Source organism: Sphingobacterium ginsenosidimutans (assembly GCF_039536865.1).
Taxonomy (GTDB): Bacteria; Bacteroidota; Bacteroidia; order Sphingobacteriales; family Sphingobacteriaceae; genus Sphingobacterium; species Sphingobacterium detergens.
On the sequence record NZ_BAAAZK010000002.1, the window covers coordinates 604,110 to 628,614 of the forward strand.

Genomic DNA, 24,505 nt, shown 5'->3' on the forward strand with positions numbered 1-24,505 from the left:
AATCCATAAAAAGAGGCTGTTCCCAAAGAACAGCCTCTTTGTTTTTAAAGGTCTGCTTTGTAATTTTGTATACATAAGATCATTGTTATGTTATTCAAATCAGCCTTAATTAGTCCATCCGAACTTCAGGATACATTGGTCCAAAATGGAAATGTAATCCTACTAGACTGCACCATCGATAAGGTCGGTCAATCTTTAAAAGACGCAAAGTTAGAATTACTTCCAAATTCATTATTTTTTGATATCGAAGGGAAATTCTCTGACCACGCTGCTAAATTGCCACATACTTTAGTATCTGAACAGGTGTTTGAAACAGAAGCTCAAGCATTGGGAATTGATCAGAACAGTATTGTTGTTTTATATGACAGATGGGGAGTTTATTCCAGTCCACGCGCTTGGTGGATGTTTAAAGTAATGGGGTTTGATCAGGTCTATATTTTAAATGGAGGAGTTCCTGCCTGGAAAAAAAATAAATTTGAACTAACAGACAGTTACAAGCAGCAGCACAATACGGGAAATTATAAAGCACATTTTCAAAAAAACCTTTACGCTGACAAAGAGTATATCTTAGCACATTATAAGGCGCCAGAAGTAAGTATTTTTGACGCTAGAAGTAAAGGAAGATTTATCGGCTTAGTTGCGGAGCCCCGAAAAGGCCTTAATGGTGGACATATTCCCCATTCTAAAAACCTGCCTTTCGAAGATTTGCTTGATGGTATTTATTATAAACAAGTTGATGAACTTAAGCAGCAGTTTGATCAATTTAAAACACCAGGAAATGAATACATATTTTCCTGTGGTTCAGGGGTAACAGCCTCTATCCTCGCCTTTGCATCGTATATCTCAGGTCACACCAACATACGTGTATACGATGGTTCCTGGTCTGAATGGGGCAGAGAAGAACTTAACCTCCCAATAGAAAAATAATCAAAATAAAGTATTCCAGGAATAGAGCTTGTCCTCCAGACGAATTACTTCGGCATCCAGTAGGTCACGGACAATCTCTATTCTTCTTTTTTCAGTTCCAAGAGTCAAACTGTCAATCAGATCGTGAAGACTTTTAGGTCCCAACAACAGGCTGTTTTTTATCTCTTCCTTAATTTTAGCCCGCTGGCTTTCTTTATGGATACGCATTAAACAGAGATCACATACCTGACAAAAGCCCGCATTCTTTTCGCCAAAATAAAGCAGCAGGGACTGGCTGCGACAATGGGATTTTTCGATATAATCTATCATTCCATTGACTTGTTCCCCTTTGACTTGATGGCGGTCGCGAATAAAGATATGATCGATGTACAGGTGTTTGTAGTCAACACGATTTTGCAAAAACGTCAGCTGTGGTGCATCCGTAGAAGGAAGGTAACTCGCAATTTCCAATGTTTCCAATGATTTTAGCAGTTCTACCACCCGACCGTATGGAACGCCAAGCTTGTTTGCAAATTCATATTCATTAATTAGTATATAATTCTCAAAAACACCACCATAGGTACGTAAAATCGCCTTAATCAATTTATCATATTTCACATATTGCACTTGAACCTTGTACAATTCTGTACTATCAATTTCAAATTTGAAACGTGAGGGTATCGTTAACGCTTCTGACAATGTCAACCAACCATCGCGTTCCAAAAATTTCAATGCATTCATGACCGGTACCAAAGGCAATTGATATTTTTTGGCAAACGTAACCACATCAAAATCTATCGTAAGACCTTCGCCCGCTCCATAGGGAATCTGGAAATGATTACAGAGATAATGATAAGTCTGTTGGATGAAAGTGACATCCGGAAAACTGGCTTCCAAGCTATCAACAAGTTTCTTTTCATCATTCTTTTGATAAAGAATAACTGGATAAGCTTTTTTACCATCACGTCCGGCCCTACCAGCTTCCTGGTAATAAGCTTCCAGCGAATCAGGCAGATCCAGGTGAATGACAAAACGAACATCAGGTTTATCGATTCCCATACCAAAAGCATTTGTAGCAACGATAACACGAACAGCATTAGTCATCCAGCCATTCTGCTTCTGATCACGCTCCTGTCCAGGCAGCCCCGCATGATAGTAGTCTGATGCTATTCCATTGTTAATTAAAATACGTGCTATCTCCTGCGTTTCTCTCCGATTTCGAACATACACGATACCTGATCCACCCAGTTTATGAATAATACGCACCATCCGCCCCATTTTGTCTTCCTCCTCAATCGCCATATAGGCTAAGTTATCTCGAAGAAAACTTTTGACAAATACATTCTCCTGCGGAAAATTGAGTTTCTTCTGTATATCGACAATAACCCGTTCAGTGGCGGTTGCTGTCAGCGCCAAAAATGGCACTTTAGGATGGAGCTCCTTCAGTTTCGCTAACTCCAGATAAGGTGGCCTAAAATCATAACCCCATTGAGAAATACAATGCGCTTCATCGATAGCGAATAGATTGACGTTCATAAATCGGATCCGCTCCCTGACAAGATCATTATACAATCGCTCAGGAGATAAGTAAAGAAACTTTATTTTTCCATAGACACAATTATCCAAGGTAATATCCACTTCCCGCTTTTTCATTCCCGAATAAATAGCGACTGCCTGGATCCCATTTTTCCTCAAATGTTCTACCTGATCTTTCATCAGCGCGATCAACGGTGTCACCACAATGCAGATTCCCTCCATCATCAATGCCGGTACCTGAAAACAAATGGATTTCCCCCCTCCTGTTGGTAGTAAGGCAAGTGTATCTTTACCAGAAATAACTGACTGAATAATTTCCTCCTGTAATGGTCGAAATGATTCAAAACCCCAATATTGCCTTAAGATTGATATGCTATCTAAAGTCATAAGCTCTCCTTATCCCAAACATACGCAAAATTATCTTTTATGATATAATTCTTTATACGCAAGCTGTCCAGTATGACTTCAGCTTGTAACGATTTTTTCAGTGAATTGGAACCATCAAGGATAACCTCTTTGGGTGAAATTATATGTACTGCAGCAGATAGTTTATGAATAGCATTCTTCCTAATGACCAATAGATCTGCTTGTGGTAGTGTGTCTTCAAAATGCTCCATAACGACTACTTTTCCTATGGGTAGTTCTATTAAATAATTATTCCTTATAGCTTTACCATTTAATGGAATAAATTGAATATTGTCATCAGTAGTCAATACCTGAATTTCCCGACCGCAAGCATATTGCAGGGCTTTATGATTTAATGAATCAAAAGTGCTATAAATTACAGCCCGTCTATTCTTAAAATAAGCTATTGTTAGTTCACTTCTCGTATTGTATACCCGAAATCGCTCCATATTTTTATTTATCATCTGTTGGTTGATATCTATGATCATGATCCCAGTCACGCAAAGGAGCCCCAAATAGTGATACTTTTTGTCTTTCCATTGATAGGCATATAAAAACGAAAAAATAGCCGCATATGAAAGGAAAAGGAGGCCATTGTCAATGATATTGATTTTGATAGTTGAAAAGGCCAAATGATCAATGGAATCCAGGCAATAAAGCATAAATCTGATTAAATTTTCCAAGAGGATTCCCAAAATTTCATTTAACCAATCAATAGGATTGATCGTCATCACAAAACCCAGATACATTGCTAATGTTGAAGGGAAGTCGACCAATAGATTAGCCAGTAAAAAATAGGTAGGAAATTGTCCAAAATAATAGAGCGTCAGTGGTGTTGTCAAAATTTGTGCAGCTACAGAGATACCAACGGTATCCCTAAAAAAACGCAGTACCGAATTTTTTGCAACAATCATTTTTTCAAAAATTGGCAAAAATAATATCATGCCTAAAACCGCCAAAAATGAGAGCTGAAATCCTACATTCATAATCGCTTTCGGGGCACAGAGCAATATTACTGTTGCGGCAGCTACTAGCGCATTTAAAGTCGAACTATTTCGTTTAAAATATTGTGCGGATAAAACAAAACTTATCATAATAGCTGCACGGGTAATAGGTGGATCTAACCCTGTAATAAAAGCATAAATCCAAATAACGGAAAATGTTATTGCAACAGGCAACCACTTCAACATTAACGGCCAGGGAATATATCTAAACACAAGTGATAAAAAACTGAAAAGCACTGCCACATGCATTCCAGAAACGCTCAAAATATGTACCGTTCCTGTGTTTGTAAATGCTCTTATGGTATCTTCATCAAGATTATTACGAAAACCATAAATCAAAGCAGCTACAATGGAGAAGTGTTCCTCTTTTTCAAAATAATTCCGCATTTTTTTTAAAAAATACCGCCGTGTTTCTAGCGCCATACCAGTAACATCAGCGGATTGATAAGTTCCTTTTTCGATTATGGTATAGCTATCCGTCCGTAAGAAAATTTGATGATAGATATCGGCTCTTTCCAGGTGTTCTTTATAGTCAAACTCGAGTGGATTCAATGGCGGAGGTACACTTACCATTTTACCTTCCAACCAAATGCGATCGGCAAATTGAAACTGGCTTTTTGCTGTAGATTTTAAAGAGATCATAATCTTGCCGGTGGTTGCTATAAAACGTCCCGGGCTATAACCGCCTATTACTTCAGCTGAGAATCGAATGACACCGGACTTAGCTTTAGGCTCCTCGGTAATTTCCACAACATAGTTATCCAACTCAAAATGTGAAAAATGATTTCTAAGATAAAGTGGGTCATTACGCCAAAATTGCCACAAAGCAAATAACAGGACCAGCATATAATATCCGATAAGATAGCTATATTTAAAGACCTTTCCTTTGAGTATATAGCAGCAAAGGGTTATTCCTGTCAACAAGAACAAACTATATTGCAGGTATTGAAACCATACAGGTGAGAGCTTTAACGCTGGAGCTGTAAAGAGTCCAATAGCGTAAACCGACGCAATTTTTAGTATAGGAATTCGTTCCAGCTTTTGATAAAAACTCAATCCCTTCATAATTGCCATCTCAATTGCAGCTTGATTTCGGACTTTTTATTACGGCTGATCTCATCCAATCCTGTACCGATGACTTCTTTATCAGGGTAATAATAAACACCATACTTTGCCCATATATCAAGATTATGGTTTATTCTATACCTTAAGTTCAAATATGTACGCCAGCCTTTCATATTATACATTCCAAATCCTGAAGCATATAACACATCGTTCTCATAAGCATAGATCCGATTATCATAAGTATCAGCTTGAAAATAGGCTATCCGTGAATTCAATTGAATTTTTCCAACATCGGGTTTCCAAAAGAAATCCTGATAAAATAGATAGCCTAGACTATTATCCTCATATTCTTTCTGGAATAAATTAGCTTCAACTCGAGAACGAATAGTCCAGATACGATTCAATTTATATTGAAACTCTAAGCGTACCTGTTGTTTTGAGCTATTCACCAGTCCTGATTCAGTTTGCCCCTCTCCTAAATAATCTGTCTGTTTTAGTCGATTTCTGTACCTCAACGTGAGTTGTCCTTTCTTATACCATATATAACTGAGTTGACTAAAAATGTCTGCACCTACAGATCCGGTATCGGCCTGATATTTAGCTTCTGGGAATCTAAATATATCAATGTAACTGGACCAAACTAACTTTCTTGCCAACTGATAGGTAAGCCCGGCATAAATTCCCTCTTCATTTGAGGTGTTACTCGATTCACCAAAACCCTGTCCATAAAAAGTATGGTAGTTTTTTCTATAATTCCGAACAAGAACAACTGTGGATACCTGTGGGTGTAAGCTGACAATTGACCCCAATAACATAGCCGATCCACCATCTAGACTACTGGCATATTCTCCAAATAGATGAGCATTTCGGAACGTATAGTTTGTATATAGACTTATATTTTGCAGCATGTCGCCTTCGAAATCATACTGCTGTCGTTTACTCGTCCCTTTGAGCTTAATCGCATCTAATTGAGATCGATTGAAATTGACTCCGATTTTGAAACGATTATATCGCCATAAGATATTCACCCCATAAGTCATTTGATGTGCGGCATTTCTATAGCGTTGCTCAGTTGGCGTTCGGTGTAATCCTGATTTCGCAGTCGACTTAATGACCCTAGATTCTATATTATCGGATACATTCGCGTCGATGTTCTGGTATGAAAAATATGGTGTGATCTCAAATCGCTGCAGCTGTAATGTTCCAGTAATTCCACGCATAAAATTAACCTCATTTAATGAGGTGTATTGCCTCACTCCGATTCCCTGTCTGGCGGTATTCTGTATCAGCCCACCTTTGCCAAAGCTCAAACCATTCCACATGTTAAGTCCCTGACCAAATTGCAATGCATAATCTCCAATGACAAGGTTGCGAACTGGACCAATAGACTTAACAAATAAACTTATTCCATAAAAATCAAATCCCAATTTTTGCTTATCCTTAAAAAATGGCTCACCAGCATCCTTTTCCATATTAATTGCTAAGCGAATTTTATCTTTTAGATTAGCCCGATATCGAATGGCATATCGGTTGGGATCTCCCAGATACCGGGATCTTGTGGTATCTATAATTTGGTATCCTTTTGTTTTCTCCAGGGTCCGTCCATATCGCAACATAACTTCGTGTGATAAATCATTGAATTTGCTTCCCGTAAATGGACTAGCCTCTCCGACTTTAACGAAAGGCAACAATAAGCTCACGATCCGTGGATTAAAACCTTCAATGGACTGGATCTCCAAGGCATTGATAAAGTTGCCAGAAACCTGACGATGCTCAATCAACCGTTGTAACAGTAAAGGATCTATAAATTGTAATTCGATTAGTTCTGTCCCATCAGTCTTATTCAGATCAATCGGATTTTTTAGATAATAGGTCCATTTTTCACTTAAATCACTTAAATCGGTGTCTTCGGGTAGTTCCTCCGATAAGCTTTCAAATAGCTCCTCAAGGTTCATTTTTTCATTTGTTTGCGCCATACAGGTTATTCCAATAAAACAACCTATAAAGAGCAAAATTTTGCTGCAATATTTCATAATAGGTTCTATTAAATATTGGCTATCCGTTGGTTTAAGAAGCATTTATCCCGGCAGAAAAATGATTCCTCTATATTAAGTTAGAAAATAAATTGAAATAAAAAAAAGGTCTGATGAAAATTTCATCAGACCTTCTTTTTACGTTATAAAATTGTGCTTAGATATCAATTTTTGCGTAACGTGCATTTTTCTCAATAAATTCACGACGAGGAGCAACTTCGTCTCCCATTAACATCGAGAAAATACGGTCACATTCAGCAGCATTTTCAATAGTTACCTGACGCAAAGTACGCGTTTCAGGATTCATTGTTGTATCCCATAGTTGTTCCGCATTCATCTCACCGAGACCTTTATAGCGCTGTACGTGTACACTATCTTCTTTACCTGTTCCTTTTAGGCGTTGGATCGCATTAATACGTTGGTCTTCATTCCATGCATACTCATGTTCCTTACCTTTTTTCACGAGGTACAAAGGAGGAGTAGCGATATATACATATCCTCTTTCGATCAATTCTTTCATGTATCTGAAATAGAATGTCAGAATCAAAGTCGTAATGTGGGAACCATCCACATCGGCATCGGTCATGATAATGATACGGTGGTAACGCAGTTTCTCAAGGTTGAGTGCTTTGGCATCTTCAGCAGTACCAACGCTTACCCCTAAAGCAGTAAACATATTTTTGATCTCTTCATTTTCATAGATCTTATGTTCCATTGCTTTTTCAACGTTCAGGATCTTACCCCGTAACGGCATAATGGCTTGGTGCTTACGGTCTCGACCAGACTTCGCTGTACCGCCCGCAGAATCCCCCTCGACAAAATAAATCTCACATTTGGTAGGGTCATTATCTTGACAATCGGCCAATTTACCAGGAAGCCCTGAACCGCCCATTACAGTTTTACGTTGTACCAGGTCACGCGCTTTACGTGCTGCTGCACGCGCTTGAGCAGCGATGACAACCTTCTGAACAATCGCTTTTGCTTCACGTGGATTTTCTTCAAGGTAAACACCTAAAATCTCACCAACAGCCACATCTACCGCTCCCATTACCTCGGAGTTACCTAACTTGGTTTTTGTCTGTCCTTCAAATTGAGGCTCAGCAACCTTCACTGAAATGACAGCAGTCAATCCCTCACGGAAATCATCGCCTGTAATTTCGACTTTTAGGTTTTTAAGCAACCCTGATTTATCTGCATATGCTTTCAAGGTACGTGTCAAACCTCTGCGGAAACCCGCTACGTGTGAACCACCCTCGATCGTATTGATATTATTGACATAAGAATGTACATTCTCAGAATAAGTATCGTTATATTGTAAAGCCAGCTCCACAGGAATACCTTGTTTGATTCCCTCGACATAGATTGGCTCAGGAATCAATGCTTGACGCGTACCATCCAAGAATTTGACAAATTCTTTCAAACCACCTTCAGAATGAAAAGTTTCTTTCTTTTCTGAACCGTCTTCGTTAGTTTCGCGCTCGTCCTCCAAAGTTAAGCTTACCCCTTTATTTAAGAATGCAAGCTCACGAAGTCTATTGGCCAAAGTATCGTAATTATATACCGTGGTTTGTGTAAATATGGTTGCATCCGGATGGAATGTTACAATTGTACCTGTCTTATCAGAGACACCAACTTCTTTAACATCGTATAAAGGTTTACCGATTTGATACTCCTGTTGGTATATTTTTCCATCGCGATGTACCTCAGCTTTCAAAAGTGTAGACAATGCGTTCACACAAGATACCCCCACACCATGTAGACCACCAGATACTTTGTATGTATCTTTGTCAAACTTACCACCAGCATGTAATACCGTCATAACGAGTTCCAACGCTGATTTATTCTCTTTTTTGTTGATTCCGGTAGGGATACCACGACCGTTATCCCGAACAGAAATTGAATTGTCTTTATGGATAGTAACAAAGATATCTGTACAGTACCCTGCTACAGCTTCGTCGATTGAATTGTCTACAACCTCGTATACCAAGTGGTGTAATCCTTTTACACCGGTATCACCAATATACATGGATGGACGCTTACGAACCGCCTCTAAACCCTCTAATACCTGAATATTATCGGCCGAGTAGGTGGATGCATTTTTCTTTTCTTCGCTCATTGAAAAACTGTTAAATGTAATATTCAAAAATACGAAATTTTGGCCGATTTATCAAGTCTACGGTGAAGTATTAAACGGATAATCCGAAACAATCAAATGGTCGATAATTTTACTTTTTTATGCTTAAAAATTAGAATTTCGATTTTTTTATGTTAGGTTTGTTTCAGTATTAATTTGCAAATAATAAAAAAATGAACACTATATTTTCAATTGTATCGAAAGTTTCCTTTGGTCTTTTATTGGCTGGGACAATCGTATCATGTAATCAAGGTGCAAAAACGCAAAATGAACCTTCCAAAAATGATTCAAATGCTGTAAGCAAAGAAAGCCAAAGCAGTAATAAGGATAAAATCGTTTATTTAAATTCTGATTCTCTTTCGGAAAAATATCAATATTTTAAAGACATCAAGTCAAAGCTTGAAAACAAAGTAAAAAAAGCACAAGCTGATCTTCAAGCTAAAAGTGCTGCTTTTCAACGTGAGGTTGCTGACTACCAAAAAAATGCTGCTACAATGTCTGCTGCAGATAGACAAGCTACCGAACAAAAATTAGCACGTAAACAAGATGAGTTGGCAAGATTGGATCAGACGGCTTCTTCATCCCTCGCTAAAGATGAGTCAGAAGAATTCAACAACGTGTATAATAAAATCACTGAGTTTTTGAAAAAACATGCTGCAGATAACGGCTATAAACTTGTACTGACTTACTCAAAATCCAACCCTACTGTATTGTATGCTGACCCTTCGCTGGAAATCACCAATGAAGTAATCAAACAGTTAAATGACGAATACAAATCTTCCAACAAATAAGAAGACTAAAATAATATCAGGAAAGCCATCATAACATTTGATGGCTTTTTTGATTTATTAAGCACCCAGACCTGCCAATTAAAAAGCAACCCCACTCCCCCCTCGTTCTGCAGATATTGGCAACAAACAAAATTGTTTAGTATCTTGTCTTTGTATAAATTAGATTTATGATCAGAACGATTGTTGAAAAAGAAATCGCAAATTATGAATGGATTGATATCTCCGAGCCTACCTCGGAAGATTTTACTTTCATCAAGGAAAGATATAATCTAAATGATGCCTCCATCAAGGATTCCAAGGAACCAGATCATCTCCCTAAAATTGAAGAATTTGAAAACTACACGTTTGTTATTCTCCGGGTCATGTCTGATAATTTCAAAGAGAATTCGGACAGTATAGGCGAAGTAACAGATCGCCTAACGATTTTCTATGGCAGCGATTTTGTAATCACTGTACATAAACGCCGTATTGAATTTTTAGAGAAGCTCAAAAACATTGAGTTTACGAGTATAAAGACTAAAAATAGTCGAAAACTGGCTGTATTTATTACCACAGCTGCGGTTTTCACTTTCAGTAAAACATTGGAACAACTGTCAACACGTATCGATTCTTATGAGGAACTGATTTTTCTGAAACGTATGAAGCAACAACCTGTACTGAAAAATCTATATTTCATCAAACGGCAAATAGATGTCGCCAGAAAGGTCATCTTTTTATATAAGGAGGTCATCGAACATTTCCATTCGTCCTCCAAAAAAGACGTATATACGCGGGACTTAAAAGATCTTCAAATACGCACCTCGACATTGTATGAAAACTTATCTGAGAATGTTGCGCAATTATTGAACGTATTCTTTAATATATCATCAAATCACACGAACGAAATCATGCGTATTTTGACGATTTTCTCAGTCTTTTTTATGCCGATTACATTTGTGGCGGGAGTATATGGAATGAATTTTAAAAATATGCCGGAACTGGAATGGTATTATGGTTACCCCATTGCTATGGCAATCATGATTGTTATTTCGATGGCCATTTACTTATGGTTCAAAAGAAAAGGTTGGCTATAAGCCAACCTTTTTCTTTGTCGTTACCACAAAGTCTTTCAGATAGAAAGGCTCAAAATAGGCAACATCCTCGAATTCTTTATTTTGAAATTTATCAAACGCCAATTGTGATAAAAACGCAGCAGAATCTCGAAACCCTAAATGCACATTCACCCGATCGTTTGTATCAAAAAATGTATCAAATTTATCAGCACCTGAACCAAATAGATTAACGCAATTGTATGTAGTCAACAGTTCTTCAAAATAATCAGCGTCAATGATCTCTGCTGAAGTAGGTTTTACAAGTTCACGCTTATGGTCATATACTGCAGAATATACTTCCATGCGACGCGCATCCAGCATGGGTATAAAAGCTTCTTTTTCCTTTAATCCAAATTGTTCGTGGTATCCAAAAAACAATGCTTCAAGCGTATTGATCGCAATCAAAGGTATATCTAAACCATAACAAAGGCCTTTTGCTGTAGACACCCCAATACGCAATCCTGTATAAGATCCGGGGCCCATGCTTACCGCTATCGCTGTAAGCTCTTTCATAGAACGTTCTGTTTCAGCCAAAACCTGTTCGATCAAAACAGTCAGTTTAGCAGCATGCGCGTTAGGTTCATCAAGATCCAGCACAGTTAATGTCTGTCCATTTTCACTTAAGGCTACCGAACAAACGCTGGTCGAGGTATCAATTTGTAAAATTAAATTATTCATCGTTTATATTGAAATCAAGGTACAGGATCATGACCATGGCCGCCCCAGGGATTACAACGTCCTATTCGCTTCAAGGCCATCCAGCCCCCCTTAAAAGGTCCATATTTTAGAATAGCCTCCTTGCCATATTGAGAACAAGTAGGTGTATACCGGCAATTAGCACCCAAGAATGGTGAAATAAATAGTTGATAGAAACGAATAATAGCTAAGAAAATAAAACTAAAGAAAGGTTTAATTCCCTTTTTCCAAATAAGCATCAGCACATTCATCCTGTAATTTTTTTAGCATTTTATTCATCGCGGTATGGAACACATCATATGCTAAGATCTGCTTGCCCACGTACTGAATAGCTAAATACAAAGTTACATTATGTCTAAGCAAAAAAGGAATCAAATCATTCGATTTTTGGAGACGATAGCTTTCACGCATCATACGCTTTATCGCATTGCGATCTATTGCTCTTTTGAACCTACGTTTGGAAACAGATATAATAGACTGACAGGGGGAGGAATTTTCAGTCTCATTGCTTTTTTCGAAAACAAAAACAATTCTAAAAGGGTACAAAACAAAAGAAGAACCGCTTTTAAAAAGCATATCAATACGCCTTTTCGCACATAACCGTTCTTCTTTTGTAAATGTATTTCTCATACGATGACTTAATCTTATCAGAAAAAGCTCTTATAAGCGGCCACCGATCCTTGTCAAAGATTAACCTTTGTGACGGTATTCGTCAGACACTGTAAGACGTTTTCTACCTTTAGCTCTACGTGAAGCTAATACTCTTCTACCGTTTGCAGAGCTCATGCGCTCTCTAAAACCGTGTTTGTTTCTTCTTTTTCTTTGCGATGGCTGAAATGTTCTTTTCATGACGCTATTATGCTAATTTGTTCTTACTTCAATTAATACAAAACTCCCCAAGAGGAATGCAAAAGTAAAGTTTATTTTAGACAAAAACAAACAATATTGAGAACATTTAGACTTTAAGTAAAAAGTCACCTCTAATTTATTCACTGACAGCCTAAAAAAACCAATTTACAAATTGCATAAGAATAAAAAACAGAGAAGTAGTACTCCTCTGTCTTATTCCAAATCAAATAAAAATTTGAAATTATTTAGTTTTCAGAATATCTCTGATCTCCGTCAACAATGTTTCTTCTTTTGTTGGTGCAGCTGGAGCGGCAGGAGCAGCCTCATCTTTGCGTTTTAGCGAATTTAATGCTTTAATAACAGTGAAAATACATAATGCAACAATTATAAACTGAATGACCACATTGATAAAATTCCCATAGTTGATAGAAACTTCAGCTTGTTTCGCAGCTTCATCAGCAGCTTTCAGTATAATTTTTTTCGAGGAGAAGTCAACCCCGCCTGTCAAATATCCTATGGGAGGCATGATAATATCGTCAACCAATGATGTAACAATTTTACCAAATGCCCCACCGATAACAACACCGACAGCCAAATCAACAACGCTACCGCGCATTGCGAACTCTTTAAATTCTTTTAAAAATCCCATATTAAAACCATTTAATCTTTTAAAATTTTACCAAAACTAGTAATTGTCACATAAATCTAATTAAAATAAACCAATTTTTTATCGCGAGTCTTCTATTGTCCTATATTTTTCTGTCTTAAATCCTATTTTTAAAATTATGACCTAAAACGATATGCTCAAGTTTTTTATTAACTTAATTTGCTATATTTGCTCGTTAACTAGGGCAAAATATCAAGATATATTGTATATTGATAGTACTTTAAATTTCGTACGGTAATTAAAGCCCAGAATAATATAAAGTATCTATGAAGAAGATTCTTATTGCAGACGACCACGGTATTGTACGACTCGGAGCTTCCGTTATTATTAAGGAAACCCTTAAAAAAGCGGAAATATTTCAGGCCGAAAATTTCGACGAGGTACTAGAAAAGATAAAACTGGAAGATTTCGATCTATTATTACTGGATATCAATATGCCAGGAGGAAATAATATTAGAGTTGTTGAAGAAATCCTGCAGATTCAACCATCTATCAAAATTCTAATTTTCTCATCTTATGATGAATCATTATATGCTTTACGCTATATTGAAGCTGGAGCAGTAGGTTATCTCAATAAAACTACCGCGATGGCAGAATTGAGCCACGCTATATTAGCTATCCAAGAGAGAGGTAAGTATATGTCGAGCAATGTACAGGATTTATATGTCCAAAAATTGACTCAGAGTAAATCCGAACTTACGAAATTAAATCCATTGGCACGCTTGTCAAACAGGGAGGTAGATGTAGCAAAACAACTGATCAAAGGTCTAGGAATCATTGAAGTATCGGGTCTACTTGAGCTGAGCCCATCCACTGTAAGTACTTATAAAAGCAGAATATTTGAGAAGCTAAATGTTTCCAATATTCCTGAGCTAATTGAACTTTTCAGAATACACTCCAACAATTAAAATGTTGTTGGAGTGTATCTTTTTTAGATTAGATCATCCATTGTTATAACTGGAATATCTTTCACATTGATATCTTTGAGGGGTTCAGATTTTTTATAAGCGTAACCCACCTCAGCTTCCAAATCCCATAACATAGGGGCCAAGAAATTAAGACAAGTCGTAAATCCTTGTACTGTTGCCGAAAAATCTCCTGTATCTTTTGAATTTTTTGCCTCGTTTTCAATTTCAAATGGCCCTTTGAATCCACGTTCCTGAAGTAGATCAACAAAACCGCGCCAATCCATGCTATCTGATCCACCAAATCCAGGAAGCATCGCCTCATAGTGATGTCTATCCCAGTCATGCCCCGGAATACTCACATTTGCTTTTTTTGCCAGTTCAGCATCGACATGTTGCATAGGATACATTCCACCCCAATCCACACGAGCAGCTGTCTGTAGGTTACGTGTGGTTTTCACATGTATACGCTGCAATCGACTGATATCAGTATTACGAATGACGTCAATTGGGTTTGTATTTTGCCAAACATCATGTGAAGGATCGTAAATTTCACCATGTGCTTTACTAGGCACCATTGCATACATCAATTTACGTGCTGCCAAGACTGCCGGTAAGTTGTTGTAGGTAGAACTGTATCTTGAAGAACGCCAGCCCTCCATAGGACAGTTTTCATAAAGTATTGTTACCCCAAGACTCTCTGCGTAATTAACAATTGGCGCAAATACACGTTTATATTCATCCAGGTTTTTCTGAAATCCATCGAGCTGATTTCCCAATTCGTGATTATAACCGACGAAAGTACCAACTTTGACATTGTTCTCATCACCACCCAGCAAATGGGCGATCCGGATCAATTTCAATAGGTGATTCTGATTTTTCACGCGTTGTTCGGGATCTCCTCCAATCATATTCTCAAAGGCTCCAAGTGAAAGCTTTAAATCGGCCTGATTAAACAATTCTAGCGTCTCTTTAGCTTTTACCGGTGTAAATCCCTCATAGTCCAAATGTGTAGCTGTATGGTCCTCACGCGTACCATCTTTTCTAAAAACACAAAGGTCAATTCCACCAGCGCCAATTCTTTTTGTCGTTTGAATCAATTCTGGTAGTGACAATTTATCAAAGGCAGAACTCATCACCCATACAGGGTTATTTAATTTTGTAGTCATAGCTTGTATAATTGTATTATATCGGTATTTAAAGATACTAAAAAAGCCATCCGAATGGATGGCTTTTTTAGTATTTTATGTCAATTCGATTAATCTACATTGTCGTGTAAAAATGAATTATTTGGTCGAATCTCGGTATTTCCATCCTCAAATGACAATGTAAAGCGAGAGACTTGTGACTGCGAAGAATGTGGTGTATCCTCCAATGACATCTGCTTTCTTTTGTAAGCTGGCTCATTTTCCAACTCATGAAGACCATTCGAAGATTTCAATTTCATGCTTAGTTCTTTCAATCGCAAGATACGCTCTTTGGTACGCACCAATTGATCCTCAAACGATACCTGCTCTTCTTCTACCTGCGGAACTTCTATTTGTTCGTTTGTTGTGCTTGAAGAAAACGTCGGTTTTTCCTCATAGTCTGATGCAGATGGAGTTGAATAGGAATCGAATACTGTTGGCATTTGAAACTGAAAAACAGAAGGTGATGTTTTCAATTGAAAATCACTTTCAGCAAATGGAGTTTCCTCTTCATAAGCGCCATCAAATCCCAAATCATGACGTATTACTTGTGGTTCTTCAATCGCTACTTGCTGTTGTTGCACAACATTTTTGGGAGAAGTAAATAAGTCAGACTGCAGATTATTTGGCGTCGAAGTATTTGTTGAAGGAGCTGGTGTATCCACACGTTGAACCGGAGTGACAAAACTATTGGCAACTGGCGCTTCCTTTGGGGCAACCTGCGAAACAGGTTTAACAAAAGAATTTACCGGTTCAGGTGTCAAGGGCATAGATACTTTTGTATTTTCGCGCTCTTTATCACGTTCTTCTGAAGTCTGAAAACCTGTTGCAATAATTGTTACTGACAATTCATCTTCAAAGTTTTCGTCAATACAATTACCCCAGATCAAATCAGCAGACAAGCCTGCTTTTTCTTGAATATAATCTGTGATGATTGCAACTTCATCCATCGTTACCTCTTTTGTTCCAGAAGTAATATTCAATAAAATATAACGAGCCCCTTCAATCTCATTGTCTTTCAACAATGGGGAAGCCAATGCACCTTCTACTGCGCGTAATGCACGATCTTCGCCTTCGGCAATTGCATTTCCCATAATCGCTACACCACTATCGTTCATTACAGTACGAACATCTTTAAAATCGACGTTTACATAACCAGGGATAGTGATAATTTCGGCGATACCTTTTGCGGCAGTAGTTAATATATCATCTGCCTTTGCAAAGGCAGCAGTCATCGTTAGGTTTCCAAAGATTTCGCGCAAGCGATCGTTGGAGATAACAAGATAAGAATCTACATATTTACGCAATTCCGAAAGTCCCTCTTCCGCTTGTGAACGACGACGTTTACCTTCGAATGTAAATGGTGTGGTAATGATCGCAACAGTAAGAATACCCAATTCCTTAGCGGCCTTAGCCAAAACCGGGCTTGCTCCAGTACCTGTACCACCACCCATACCAGCAGTAATAAACAACATTTTGGTATTGGTGCCCAACATGCGTTTGATATCTTCAATACTTTCGATAGCGGAATTTTCACCTACATCAGGATCTGCTCCAGCACCCATACCTTCGGTCAGACTTATTCCCAATTGAACTTTATTTGGGATCGGGCTTAACTCCAATGCCTGAGCATCAGTATTACACACGATAAAATCTACACCACTAATTCCTTGTTTATACATGTGGTTTACGGCATTGCCGCCACCACCACCAACCCCAATAACCTTGATTATTGAAGATTGCTCTTTTAACATTTCAAACTGTATTGACATAACTTATCCCTATTTAACTTATAATGAACACGATATCAAAATGAACCAAACCCACTATATGTAATGTAATAATAATATAATTTCAACAAAAGTTTTCCACATTTGTGAAATTGTGGAAAACTTCAACCATTGTGGAAAACTTACTTTTTATCTAAAAAACTTGCGTCATCAATTTCATTACCATCCTTAATAAATCGCTTGAACCATGACAACAATCCTTGCTCTTTTTGCTGTTGTTCCGAAACTTCTTTCGTCGTCGTGGTCGCCTGTACTTTTTTAGCTGGTGCATGCGCTTCTCTACGGCTATCCTCCTCTTCTTCATGCGATTGAATACCCTTGATCAACAAGCCAATACTTGTTGCGTATAATGGGCTTTTCAATTCCTCAAATAGCGGTTTCGGCAACACTTCATTCTTCGAAAGATACTCGTTAGGAAAACCGACACGACAATCTATTCCAGTGATGTACTCAACGAGTTGTACCAAATGCTTCAATTGAGCTCCACCTCCTGTGATAACGATACCACCGATCAGTTTATTTTCATAACCAGAAGATTTGATCTCATAATAAACATGTTCGATAATCTCTTCCATTCTGGCTTGAATAATATAAGCTAAGTTTTTAACCGAAATTTCTTTCGGCTCACGACCTTTCAATCCAGGCACACAGATCACCTCATTCTCTTTATTTTCATCCGCAAGAGCAGATCCAAATCGAGTTTTCAGCAATTCCGCCTGCGAACGCAATACAGAACAACCTTGGCGAATATCTTCAGTCACAATATTACCGCCCAATGGGATTACAGCAGTATGACGAATGATTCCTTCATGGAAGATTGCAACATCTGTCGTTCCACCACCAATATCAACTAATACAACACCAGCATTTTTTTCATCTTCATCCAATACAGCTTCTGAAGATGCCAAAGGCTCAAGGATCAGTTCAGCAACTTCCAGGTTGGAATTATCAATACATTTTTTAATATTTTTGATATCGGTAACTCTTCCCGAAATAATATGGAAATTTGCTTCTATACGACGTCCAGCCATGCCGATAGGTTCGCGGATACCCGGTTCATTATCTACCGTAAACTCCTGAGGTAAAACATGTATAATTTCTTCTCCTGGAGGCAGTACCAGTTTATACATATCCGAAATCAATCGTTCGATATCTCTGCGAATGATTTCATCATCACCATCTGTTTTGGTAAATATTCCACGGTGTTGGATGCTCTTAATGTGTTGACCAGCGATCCCCACATTGACAACCTTAATATCGACATTAGATTGTGCTTCGGCAATTTCTACCGCCTCCAAAATACTTCCCACAGTCTTTTGGATATTGGCAACCACTCCTCGGCTCACACCTGCAGAGTCGGCTTTGCCCACACCTAATAATTCGATTTTGTTCCCTGAGCTACGTCTCCCAACCGTAACACAAATTTTGGTAGTACCAATATCGAGTCCCACGATAATTGGATTCTCTCTTTCAATTTCTGCTGCCTTTGAGTTCATAATTTCCTGTATTGTTGCTGTATTACTATAATGTATTATTTGCTATTTTTTTTGTTTGATCATCTGAGAAGCTCCAATTTCCTCGCTTTTCACAGATGATCTGTCCTCCGTATTTTACATTCACCACACCATAGGCATTGATACCTACTTTTGGCATGATCTGCGTATAAAATGTTTTTAATAATTCAAACTTTTGTTCCAACGAATCGGCAGATCCAACAATCAATTGTTGTGTTCCGACCCGGGGTACAAGTTCTATGTCATGATCTGCATTCACATAGATCTGTACAACCTGGTTACTCCACAATTCATCCTTTCCAATAAATTCCGCCACCTTCACTAAATCTTTCACCAATGGAGTTGATATTGTATCCAATGCCTCGTTATATCCTTCAGCTATATTACCGTTTGCCACCATGATGTGCGGGATATACTTTAACGTAGTCGGTATCTTTAAACCTTTGGGATCAACATAGAACTCGCGTCCGTTTTTATTGATAATCCGCATGACAGCTTCGCGCTGATCGATATTAATCCGTATGGTTCCGTCCATATCAGCATGAATACTAGCATTCGATACATAGGGCAACTTTTTCAAGGTCTTTTCCACCCGCTGAAAAGGAATACCATTGACCTTCTTACCTACAAAACTTCCATAGTTTTGCTCAATCAGTTTTGAAATATCTGCTTGGTCAATAAAAGCCTCTGTTCCTTCAATGACTATTTTCACATCCTTACAGAGCTGTTGTTCATCACGCTTCCCCACAATGGCCATGATCACAACCACCACAATAACCCCAATAAAAAATAGGGTAAAGTAGAGTACACGGTTCCATTGTATGTCACGTAATTTTTTAAGCATGTTCAAAGATCGCTTGTAATGGTTTTACCAATTTATCTATATCTCCTGCTCCTACTGTCACGATCAAATCCGGTCTTTCATTTCGTGCAAAATCTAATACCTCTTCGGCTGTAACAATCTGTTTATGCTGCGCTGTAATTTTATCCAACAACCAACTTGAGTTAACGCCTTCTATCGGAAGTTCCCGTGCTGGATATATTTCCATTAAGAGTAGATTATCCGCCGTAGATAACACTTCAGCAAACCCATCCACAAAATCTCTGGTACGCGTAAACAAATGTGGCTGAAATACAACATTTAGTTTCTTTGTTGGATATAATTTCCGCATGGATGTCAAAAAAGCTCGTAACTCTTCAGGATGATGCGCATAATCGTCAATATAAACCACCTCTGGTGTACGGACAATATATTCAAAACGTCTTTTGACTCCTTTGAATGTTGTCAAAGCGGTCTTAATTGCCTCCGTCGAAATCCCCAGTAGACGAGCTACTGTAATTGCTGCAACAGCATTTTCAACATTGTGAATCCCTGGAATACCCAAATGAATATCTTCAATTTTCCCATTGGCATCCTGATAATCGAAAAAGAACTCCCCTTCTCTTACGTGAACATTGGATGCATAGGCATCTGCCACTTCCTGACCAGAATAACTAATCTGACCTTTAAATTCCAGTCCTTTCCTTATAATACGCGTGCCGCCATCAACGACCTTGTCCAAAAACAGCTGGAAAGATTCAAGCAAATGGCTCTTATCACCGTAGATATCCAAATGATCTGCATCCGAAGAAGTTACGATCGCGATATTCGGATGAAGTGTCAAAAATGAACGATCAAATTCGTCAGCTTCAACCACTACGGTATTATTGTTTCCGTAAAGTACATTCGTATCGTAATTAGAGCTGATACCCCCTAAAAAAGCGGAGCAATCGTAGCCCGAATCTTTCAATAGGTGTGCGACCATCGTTGAAGTAGTCGTTTTGCCATGGGTTCCAGCTACCGCAATTGTAAACCTACTTTCACTAATGATACCGAGTACTTGTGATCTTTTATACAATACATGACCCTGAGATTCAAAAAAAGCTTTAATCTTGGAATCTTTAGGAATCGCAGGTGTAAATATCACCAATGTAGCAGCAGCAGGCTGATGGAAAATAGAATCAATAGAATTCACATCATCCAGATATGTGATCGAAATACCTTCTTTGACCAATGTCTTGGTCAATTCGGTTTCCGTACGGTCATATCCATTCACCTCACAGCCCAAATGCTTAAAATAGCGTGCAAGGCCACTCATGCCGATTCCGCCGATTCCGATCAAGTAAACTTGTTTTATTGCATCTAGATTCATACGCATTATCTATTTCTTATTTGCCAATTTATACACTTGCTCTGCAATCTGAATATCAGCATCCAGCTTACCAAGTACTTTTATATTTTCACTCAACTGTGCCACTTGATCCGGATTCCTGAATAAATCCAACGCTGTTGGAATCAAAGTCTTTGTGGCATCTATATCTTTCACCAACAGTGCTGCATGCTTATTGACCAATGCCATTGCATTTTTAGTCTGATGATCTTCCGCAACATTTGGCGAAGGAACCAGAATAACAGGTTTCCCGACAACACACAGTTCCGAGATCGTACCTGCTCCTGCCCGGCTAATAATCAAATCAGCAGCGGCATAGGCATAATCCATTTTTTGAAGAAATGCCATCATCTTCACATTCGCTGGAAGTTTCCCTTCCAGGTCTGTCCGAAGTGTGTCGATATAAAAGCTACCACATTGCCAAATCACCTGTACATCCTCTTTGGATAGCAAATCCAAATAGGCGACAACACTTTCATTCAATGTTCTGGCACCTAAACTCCCACCTAATACCAAGATTGTCTTTTTGTGTTGTTCCAATCCAAAGAACTCCAAAGCCTCAGCCTTTTTTCCTTCGATCGAAACAGACTCCCTTCGTATCGGATTTCCAGTCAACAACACTTTATCAGCTGGGAAGAATTGTTCCATCCCCTCGTAGGCTACACAAATCTTTGCCGCTTTTGCACCAACCTTTTTATTTGTTACACCAGCGTAAGAATTCTGCTCCTGAACTACAGTAGGAACACCCAATTTATTTGCCATCATCAATAAAGGTCCAGAAGCAAAACCACCAACCCCTACTGCAACATCGGGTTTAAAGTCGCGGATTACCTTTTTTGCCTTACGGAGGCTCTTCATTAATTTAAATGGTAATAGGATATTCTTCCAAAGCTGCTTTCTATTGATTCCCTGAATATCAAGTCCAACAATGGTGTAACCTGCAGCAGGCACCTTATCCATTTCCATCCGACCATTAGCACCTACAAACAAAATTTCATTTGCAGGATCCATCGTCTTCAACGCATTTGCAATTGAAATCGCCGGAAAGATATGTCCTCCGGTACCACCCCCACTTATTATTACTCGGATTGCCATGCTCAATATATCTTTTAAGCTGGAATGGAGCCGATAACCACCTTTTTGGGTTTCGGTTTTTCATCCAACTGTTCTTTTCCTTTTAATTCCTCAATATTTCTACTCACACTCAGAATAATCCCTAAGGCGACGCTCGTAAACAAAATCGATGTCCCCCCCATACTCACTAAGGGTAATGGCACCCCAGTTACTGGCCCTAGCCCTACTGCCACCGCCATATTTGCCAGAGCTTGTATGGTTAAACTGAAACCTAAACCCGCCGCCAAGAACGTCCCAAACGCCTTGGGACTCATCGTGACAATACGTATACATCGATACATAAAAGCCAAGTATAGAAATAGCAGGATCACCCCACCAACTGTACCATACTCCTCAATAATAATTGCATAAATAAAATCGGAATATGGATGCGGCAATACATTTCGCTGAACGCTATTTCCCGGGCCTTTACCAAAGAGTCCTCCTGTAGCAATTGCGATCTTTGCATTATTTGCTTGATAGTTCTTATCATCCTGGAATGAAACTGGTGTTGCATCATCTTTCTTTTCTACTCCAAAGAAAGACTTAACACGACTATAATACGTCGCACGCCTAGGACCAACAGACACCACTATAATCCCCAATAAAACAACTCCCGCCGAAACAATAGCGATCTGTTTAAACGATATCCGACCAATCAAAAGCAATAAAACACTCACCCCAAACAACATAACCGCAGTAGACATATTCGCCCAAGCGATCAGAACGAAAACACCACATACCGACCCCATTATGGGTAAAAATGCCTTTTTAACGTCCTTGATTTCCTCCTGTTTTCGAGATAACATCCGCGCAAGAAAAACAATCAACGATAATTTTGCCAAATCCGATGTCTGGAATGTCATTCCTGTACCAGGAATAGTTAACCAGCGGCTCGCCTGATTTACACTACTTCCAAATAATAAAGTAAATAGTAATAAAGGTATCGTGATCCCCATTAAAATTTTAGAAATACCCGCATAATATCGATAATCCAGCTTATGCGAGAGATACATCAAAACAAATCCAATGGCAATGATCGAAAAATGCTTCAGCAGATACATTTCTGTCCCCTTACCCTCTTTATAGGCTAGGGTTCCGACCGAACTGTATACAGCCAAAAGTGACCATCCTGATAGAATAATCACAATGATCCATATCCATCGATCACCTTTTAATTTAGACATTATGTTCTGTAACATATCCTTCTCCCTTTATGGTTGTACCATCTATTTATAATTCCATTACAGCAGCTTTAAACTTATCGCCACGATCTTCATAATTTTTAAACCAATCAAAACTTGCACAAGCTGGAGACAATAATACCGTATCACCCTTTTTAGCTAAATGTGAAGACAATACAACGGCATCCTGCATCGATGTACTATTAACGATAATTTCTACATCCTGCTCAAAGGCCTTATGAATTGCCGCCGTATCCTTTCCTAAACACACGATAGCGCGTACTTTGTCTTTCACCAAATCAGCAAGCATTGTATAGTCATTTCCTTTATCTACACCTCCCAATAACAACACGATCGGTGTTGAAAAACTTTCCAAAGCGTACCATACCGAATTAACATTCGTCGCCTTTGAATCATTGATGTAGTTTATGCCACCGATACAAGCAACATGTTCAAGACGATGTGGAATATTCACATACGATCCCATACTCTCTTTCATCGCTTGATTTCTCAACTCCTGCACTTTTGCAATCAATCCAGAAGCCATACTATTATAAATATTATGCTTCCCCTGCAATGACAATTCCTCAGTTCTCATAGTGAATGTATCGTTATTTGGTGTATTAATAATCATTGTTGAATTGGCAGTCAAATAGGCTCCCAATTCAACAAGCTGTTCTTGTGTAAAAGGTAAATAAGTCCCCTTACTATGGTGTCTCTCCAATCCTTTTATTGTCTCAGGATCGTCTAGACAGTATATAAAATAATCTTTCTCCGTCTGATTTTGAATCATTCTGAATTTGGAATCCACATAATTCTCCATTTTATGGTCGTAACGATCCAAATGATCTGGCGTGATATTTAGAATTACAGCAATATCTGCTCTAAAATGGTACATATCATCCAGCATAAAGCTTGAAATTTCCAATACGTAACAGTCAAAATTTTCACGCGCGACCTGAAGTGCAAAGCTTTTTCCAATATTACCTGCCAAACCAACATTAAGGCCACCATGCTTTAGCATTTCGTATGTCAACATGGTTGTCGTAGACTTACCATTTGATCCTGTGATGCAGATTAATTTAGCAGCAGTATATTGGGCAGCAAATTCTATTTCGGCAATAACCGGAATATTTTTTTCCTTTAAGGCGATCACCAAGGGTACTGTTTCCGGAATTCCGGGGCTCTTGACAACAAGAGCAGCATTCAATATCCGAGATTCATCATGATTCCCTTCCTCGAAAGCAATGCCTTCTGCTTTCAATTGCTCCTTATAATGATCTGCTATCAATCCTTTATCCGATACAAAAACATCATAGCCCTTTTCCTTCCCCAGGATTGCAGTACCCACACCACTTTCACCTGCGCCTAAAATGACCAAGCTTCCGGATTGAGGGTAATATGCTGTTGATATATTTGACATCG

At 38.5% G+C, this 24,505-nt stretch carries 21 protein-coding genes; 4 read left to right on the top strand and 17 right to left on the bottom strand.

All coding sequences use genetic code 11. The annotated features are described in order from the left end of the window. Positions 1 to 87: 87 nt before the first annotated feature. On the top strand, positions 88 to 927 hold the full coding sequence (locus ABFX33_RS02410; protein ID WP_346084075.1) for a sulfurtransferase: 840 nt from the start codon (positions 88 to 90) through the stop codon (positions 925 to 927). On the opposite strand, the gene ABFX33_RS02415 is transcribed toward ABFX33_RS02410, so the two are convergent. The 4 genes from ABFX33_RS02415 to gyrB form a co-directional block, all read right to left on the bottom strand. Continuing rightward, positions 928 to 2,829, bottom strand: a complete 1,902-nt coding sequence (locus ABFX33_RS02415; protein WP_346084076.1) for a RecQ family ATP-dependent DNA helicase — start codon at positions 2,827 to 2,829, stop codon at positions 928 to 930. It abuts the gene before it with no gap. Continuing rightward, entirely contained in the window at positions 2,826 to 4,925 is a 2,100-nt protein-coding gene (locus tag ABFX33_RS02420) for a ComEC/Rec2 family competence protein (RefSeq protein WP_346084078.1), read from the bottom strand. The genes ABFX33_RS02415 and ABFX33_RS02420 overlap by 4 nt, the downstream gene beginning before the upstream one ends. After that, a complete protein-coding gene (locus ABFX33_RS02425; protein ID WP_346084079.1) occupies positions 4,913 to 6,892 on the bottom strand; it encodes a ComEA family DNA-binding protein in 1,980 nt (659 codons plus the stop codon). The genes ABFX33_RS02420 and ABFX33_RS02425 overlap by 13 nt, the downstream gene beginning before the upstream one ends. 214 nt (positions 6,893 to 7,106) lie before the next feature. Beyond that, complete coding sequence (gene gyrB, locus ABFX33_RS02430; protein WP_346084081.1) at positions 7,107 to 9,065, bottom strand: DNA topoisomerase (ATP-hydrolyzing) subunit B; 1,959 nt, start codon at positions 9,063 to 9,065, stop codon at positions 7,107 to 7,109. Between the two features lie 191 nt (positions 9,066 to 9,256). Between gyrB and ABFX33_RS02435 the strand changes: the two genes are divergently transcribed. Together ABFX33_RS02435 and ABFX33_RS02440 are read left to right on the top strand one after the other, a co-directional pair. Further along, positions 9,257 to 9,874 (top strand): OmpH/Skp family outer membrane protein, encoded by a 618-nt coding sequence (locus ABFX33_RS02435; protein ID WP_259187027.1) that lies wholly within the window; start codon positions 9,257 to 9,259, stop codon positions 9,872 to 9,874. Positions 9,875 to 10,041: 167 nt separating this feature from the next. Continuing rightward, positions 10,042 to 10,947 (top strand): CorA family divalent cation transporter, encoded by a 906-nt coding sequence (locus ABFX33_RS02440; RefSeq protein WP_346084083.1) that lies wholly within the window; start codon positions 10,042 to 10,044, stop codon positions 10,945 to 10,947. Here the strand turns inward: ABFX33_RS02440 and tsaB are convergent. The 5 genes from tsaB to mscL form a co-directional block, all read right to left on the bottom strand. Next, positions 10,942 to 11,643, bottom strand: a complete 702-nt coding sequence (gene tsaB / locus ABFX33_RS02445) for a tRNA (adenosine(37)-N6)-threonylcarbamoyltransferase complex dimerization subunit type 1 TsaB (protein WP_346084085.1) — start codon at positions 11,641 to 11,643, stop codon at positions 10,942 to 10,944. The two genes, ABFX33_RS02440 and tsaB, sit on opposite strands and share 6 nt — an antisense overlap. Positions 11,644 to 11,657: 14 nt before the next feature. Next, complete coding sequence (gene yidD, locus ABFX33_RS02450) at positions 11,658 to 11,912, bottom strand: membrane protein insertion efficiency factor YidD (RefSeq protein WP_120259592.1); 255 nt, start codon at positions 11,910 to 11,912, stop codon at positions 11,658 to 11,660. After that, positions 11,875 to 12,291 (bottom strand): ribonuclease P protein component, encoded by a 417-nt coding sequence (locus ABFX33_RS02455; RefSeq protein WP_346084087.1) that lies wholly within the window; start codon positions 12,289 to 12,291, stop codon positions 11,875 to 11,877. Before ABFX33_RS02455 ends, yidD begins: the two co-directional genes overlap by 38 nt. 60 nt (positions 12,292 to 12,351) lie before the next feature. Then, positions 12,352 to 12,510, bottom strand: a complete 159-nt coding sequence (rpmH, locus tag ABFX33_RS02460) for a 50S ribosomal protein L34 (RefSeq protein ID WP_075991291.1) — start codon at positions 12,508 to 12,510, stop codon at positions 12,352 to 12,354. Between the two features lie 241 nt (positions 12,511 to 12,751). Further along, positions 12,752 to 13,159, bottom strand: a complete 408-nt coding sequence (gene mscL / locus ABFX33_RS02465; protein WP_257093076.1) for a large-conductance mechanosensitive channel protein MscL — start codon at positions 13,157 to 13,159, stop codon at positions 12,752 to 12,754. Between the two features lie 284 nt (positions 13,160 to 13,443). Here mscL and ABFX33_RS02470 point away from each other — a divergent pair, with 284 nt between their 5' ends. After that, the gene (locus tag ABFX33_RS02470; protein ID WP_346084089.1) at positions 13,444 to 14,085 is read left to right on the top strand and encodes a response regulator; all 642 of its coding nucleotides are present in this window, start codon (positions 13,444 to 13,446) and stop codon (positions 14,083 to 14,085) included. Positions 14,086 to 14,108: 23 nt separating this feature from the next. On the opposite strand, the gene ABFX33_RS02475 is transcribed toward ABFX33_RS02470, so the two are convergent. The 8 genes from ABFX33_RS02475 to murD all read right to left on the bottom strand — a co-directional run bounded on the left by ABFX33_RS02475 (position 14,109) and on the right by murD (position 24,503). After that, positions 14,109 to 15,251, bottom strand: a complete 1,143-nt coding sequence (locus ABFX33_RS02475) for a sugar phosphate isomerase/epimerase family protein (protein WP_346084091.1) — start codon at positions 15,249 to 15,251, stop codon at positions 14,109 to 14,111. An 89-nt stretch (positions 15,252 to 15,340) separates the two neighbouring features. Next, positions 15,341 to 17,041: a cell division protein FtsZ gene (ftsZ, locus tag ABFX33_RS02480; RefSeq protein WP_120259587.1), complete on the bottom strand. Its 1,701-nt coding sequence runs from the start codon at positions 17,039 to 17,041 to the stop codon at positions 15,341 to 15,343. A gap of 140 nt (positions 17,042 to 17,181) precedes the next feature. Beyond that, entirely contained in the window at positions 17,182 to 18,555 is a 1,374-nt protein-coding gene (gene ftsA, locus ABFX33_RS02485) for a cell division protein FtsA (protein ID WP_104384261.1), read from the bottom strand. A gap of 25 nt (positions 18,556 to 18,580) precedes the next feature. Beyond that, positions 18,581 to 19,417, bottom strand: a complete 837-nt coding sequence (locus tag ABFX33_RS02490; protein WP_346084092.1) for a cell division protein FtsQ/DivIB — start codon at positions 19,415 to 19,417, stop codon at positions 18,581 to 18,583. Then, the gene (gene murC, locus ABFX33_RS02495) at positions 19,410 to 20,765 is read right to left on the bottom strand and encodes a UDP-N-acetylmuramate--L-alanine ligase (RefSeq protein ID WP_346084093.1); all 1,356 of its coding nucleotides are present in this window, start codon (positions 20,763 to 20,765) and stop codon (positions 19,410 to 19,412) included. The genes ABFX33_RS02490 and murC overlap by 8 nt, the downstream gene beginning before the upstream one ends. 9 nt (positions 20,766 to 20,774) lie before the next feature. Then, positions 20,775 to 21,878: an undecaprenyldiphospho-muramoylpentapeptide beta-N-acetylglucosaminyltransferase gene (murG, locus tag ABFX33_RS02500; protein WP_346084095.1), complete on the bottom strand. Its 1,104-nt coding sequence runs from the start codon at positions 21,876 to 21,878 to the stop codon at positions 20,775 to 20,777. 14 nt (positions 21,879 to 21,892) lie between these two features. Continuing rightward, positions 21,893 to 23,098, bottom strand: coding sequence for an FtsW/RodA/SpoVE family cell cycle protein (locus ABFX33_RS02505; protein WP_346084096.1), 1,206 nt, complete (start codon positions 23,096 to 23,098; stop codon positions 21,893 to 21,895). 31 nt (positions 23,099 to 23,129) lie between these two features. Then, positions 23,130 to 24,503: a UDP-N-acetylmuramoyl-L-alanine--D-glutamate ligase gene (gene murD / locus ABFX33_RS02510; RefSeq protein WP_257093083.1), complete on the bottom strand. Its 1,374-nt coding sequence runs from the start codon at positions 24,501 to 24,503 to the stop codon at positions 23,130 to 23,132. Between the last annotated feature and the right edge of the window lie 2 nt (positions 24,504 to 24,505).

Excerpts from the sequence above, each read along its gene's own strand:
- ABFX33_RS02410 (WP_346084075.1), top strand. The coding sequence starts at position 88 with ATGTTATTCAAATCAGCCTTAATTAGTCCATCCGAACTTCAGGATACA.
- ABFX33_RS02415 (WP_346084076.1), bottom strand. The coding sequence starts at position 2,829 with ATGACTTTAGATAGCATATCAATCTTAAGGCAATATTGGGGTTTTGAA.
- ABFX33_RS02420 (WP_346084078.1), bottom strand. The coding sequence starts at position 4,925 with ATGGCAATTATGAAGGGATTGAGTTTTTATCAAAAGCTGGAACGAATT.
- ABFX33_RS02425 (WP_346084079.1), bottom strand. The coding sequence starts at position 6,892 with ATGGCGCAAACAAATGAAAAAATGAACCTTGAGGAGCTATTTGAAAGC.
- gyrB (WP_346084081.1), bottom strand. The coding sequence starts at position 9,065 with ATGAGCGAAGAAAAGAAAAATGCATCCACCTACTCGGCCGATAATATT.
- ABFX33_RS02435 (WP_259187027.1), top strand. The coding sequence starts at position 9,257 with ATGAACACTATATTTTCAATTGTATCGAAAGTTTCCTTTGGTCTTTTA.
- ABFX33_RS02440 (WP_346084083.1), top strand. The coding sequence starts at position 10,042 with ATGATCAGAACGATTGTTGAAAAAGAAATCGCAAATTATGAATGGATT.
- tsaB (WP_346084085.1), bottom strand. The coding sequence starts at position 11,643 with ATGAATAATTTAATTTTACAAATTGATACCTCGACCAGCGTTTGTTCG.
- yidD (WP_120259592.1), bottom strand. The coding sequence starts at position 11,912 with ATGAATGTGCTGATGCTTATTTGGAAAAAGGGAATTAAACCTTTCTTT.
- ABFX33_RS02455 (WP_346084087.1), bottom strand. The coding sequence starts at position 12,291 with ATGAGAAATACATTTACAAAAGAAGAACGGTTATGTGCGAAAAGGCGT.
- rpmH (WP_075991291.1), bottom strand. The coding sequence starts at position 12,510 with ATGAAAAGAACATTTCAGCCATCGCAAAGAAAAAGAAGAAACAAACAC.
- mscL (WP_257093076.1), bottom strand. The coding sequence starts at position 13,159 with ATGGGATTTTTAAAAGAATTTAAAGAGTTCGCAATGCGCGGTAGCGTT.
- ABFX33_RS02470 (WP_346084089.1), top strand. The coding sequence starts at position 13,444 with ATGAAGAAGATTCTTATTGCAGACGACCACGGTATTGTACGACTCGGA.
- ABFX33_RS02475 (WP_346084091.1), bottom strand. The coding sequence starts at position 15,251 with ATGACTACAAAATTAAATAACCCTGTATGGGTGATGAGTTCTGCCTTT.
- ftsZ (WP_120259587.1), bottom strand. The coding sequence starts at position 17,041 with ATGTCAATACAGTTTGAAATGTTAAAAGAGCAATCTTCAATAATCAAG.
- ftsA (WP_104384261.1), bottom strand. The coding sequence starts at position 18,555 with ATGAACTCAAAGGCAGCAGAAATTGAAAGAGAGAATCCAATTATCGTG.
- ABFX33_RS02490 (WP_346084092.1), bottom strand. The coding sequence starts at position 19,417 with ATGCTTAAAAAATTACGTGACATACAATGGAACCGTGTACTCTACTTT.
- murC (WP_346084093.1), bottom strand. The coding sequence starts at position 20,765 with ATGAATCTAGATGCAATAAAACAAGTTTACTTGATCGGAATCGGCGGA.
- murG (WP_346084095.1), bottom strand. The coding sequence starts at position 21,878 with ATGGCAATCCGAGTAATAATAAGTGGGGGTGGTACCGGAGGACATATC.
- ABFX33_RS02505 (WP_346084096.1), bottom strand. The coding sequence starts at position 23,098 with ATGTTACAGAACATAATGTCTAAATTAAAAGGTGATCGATGGATATGG.
- murD (WP_257093083.1), bottom strand. The coding sequence starts at position 24,503 with ATGTCAAATATATCAACAGCATATTACCCTCAATCCGGAAGCTTGGTC.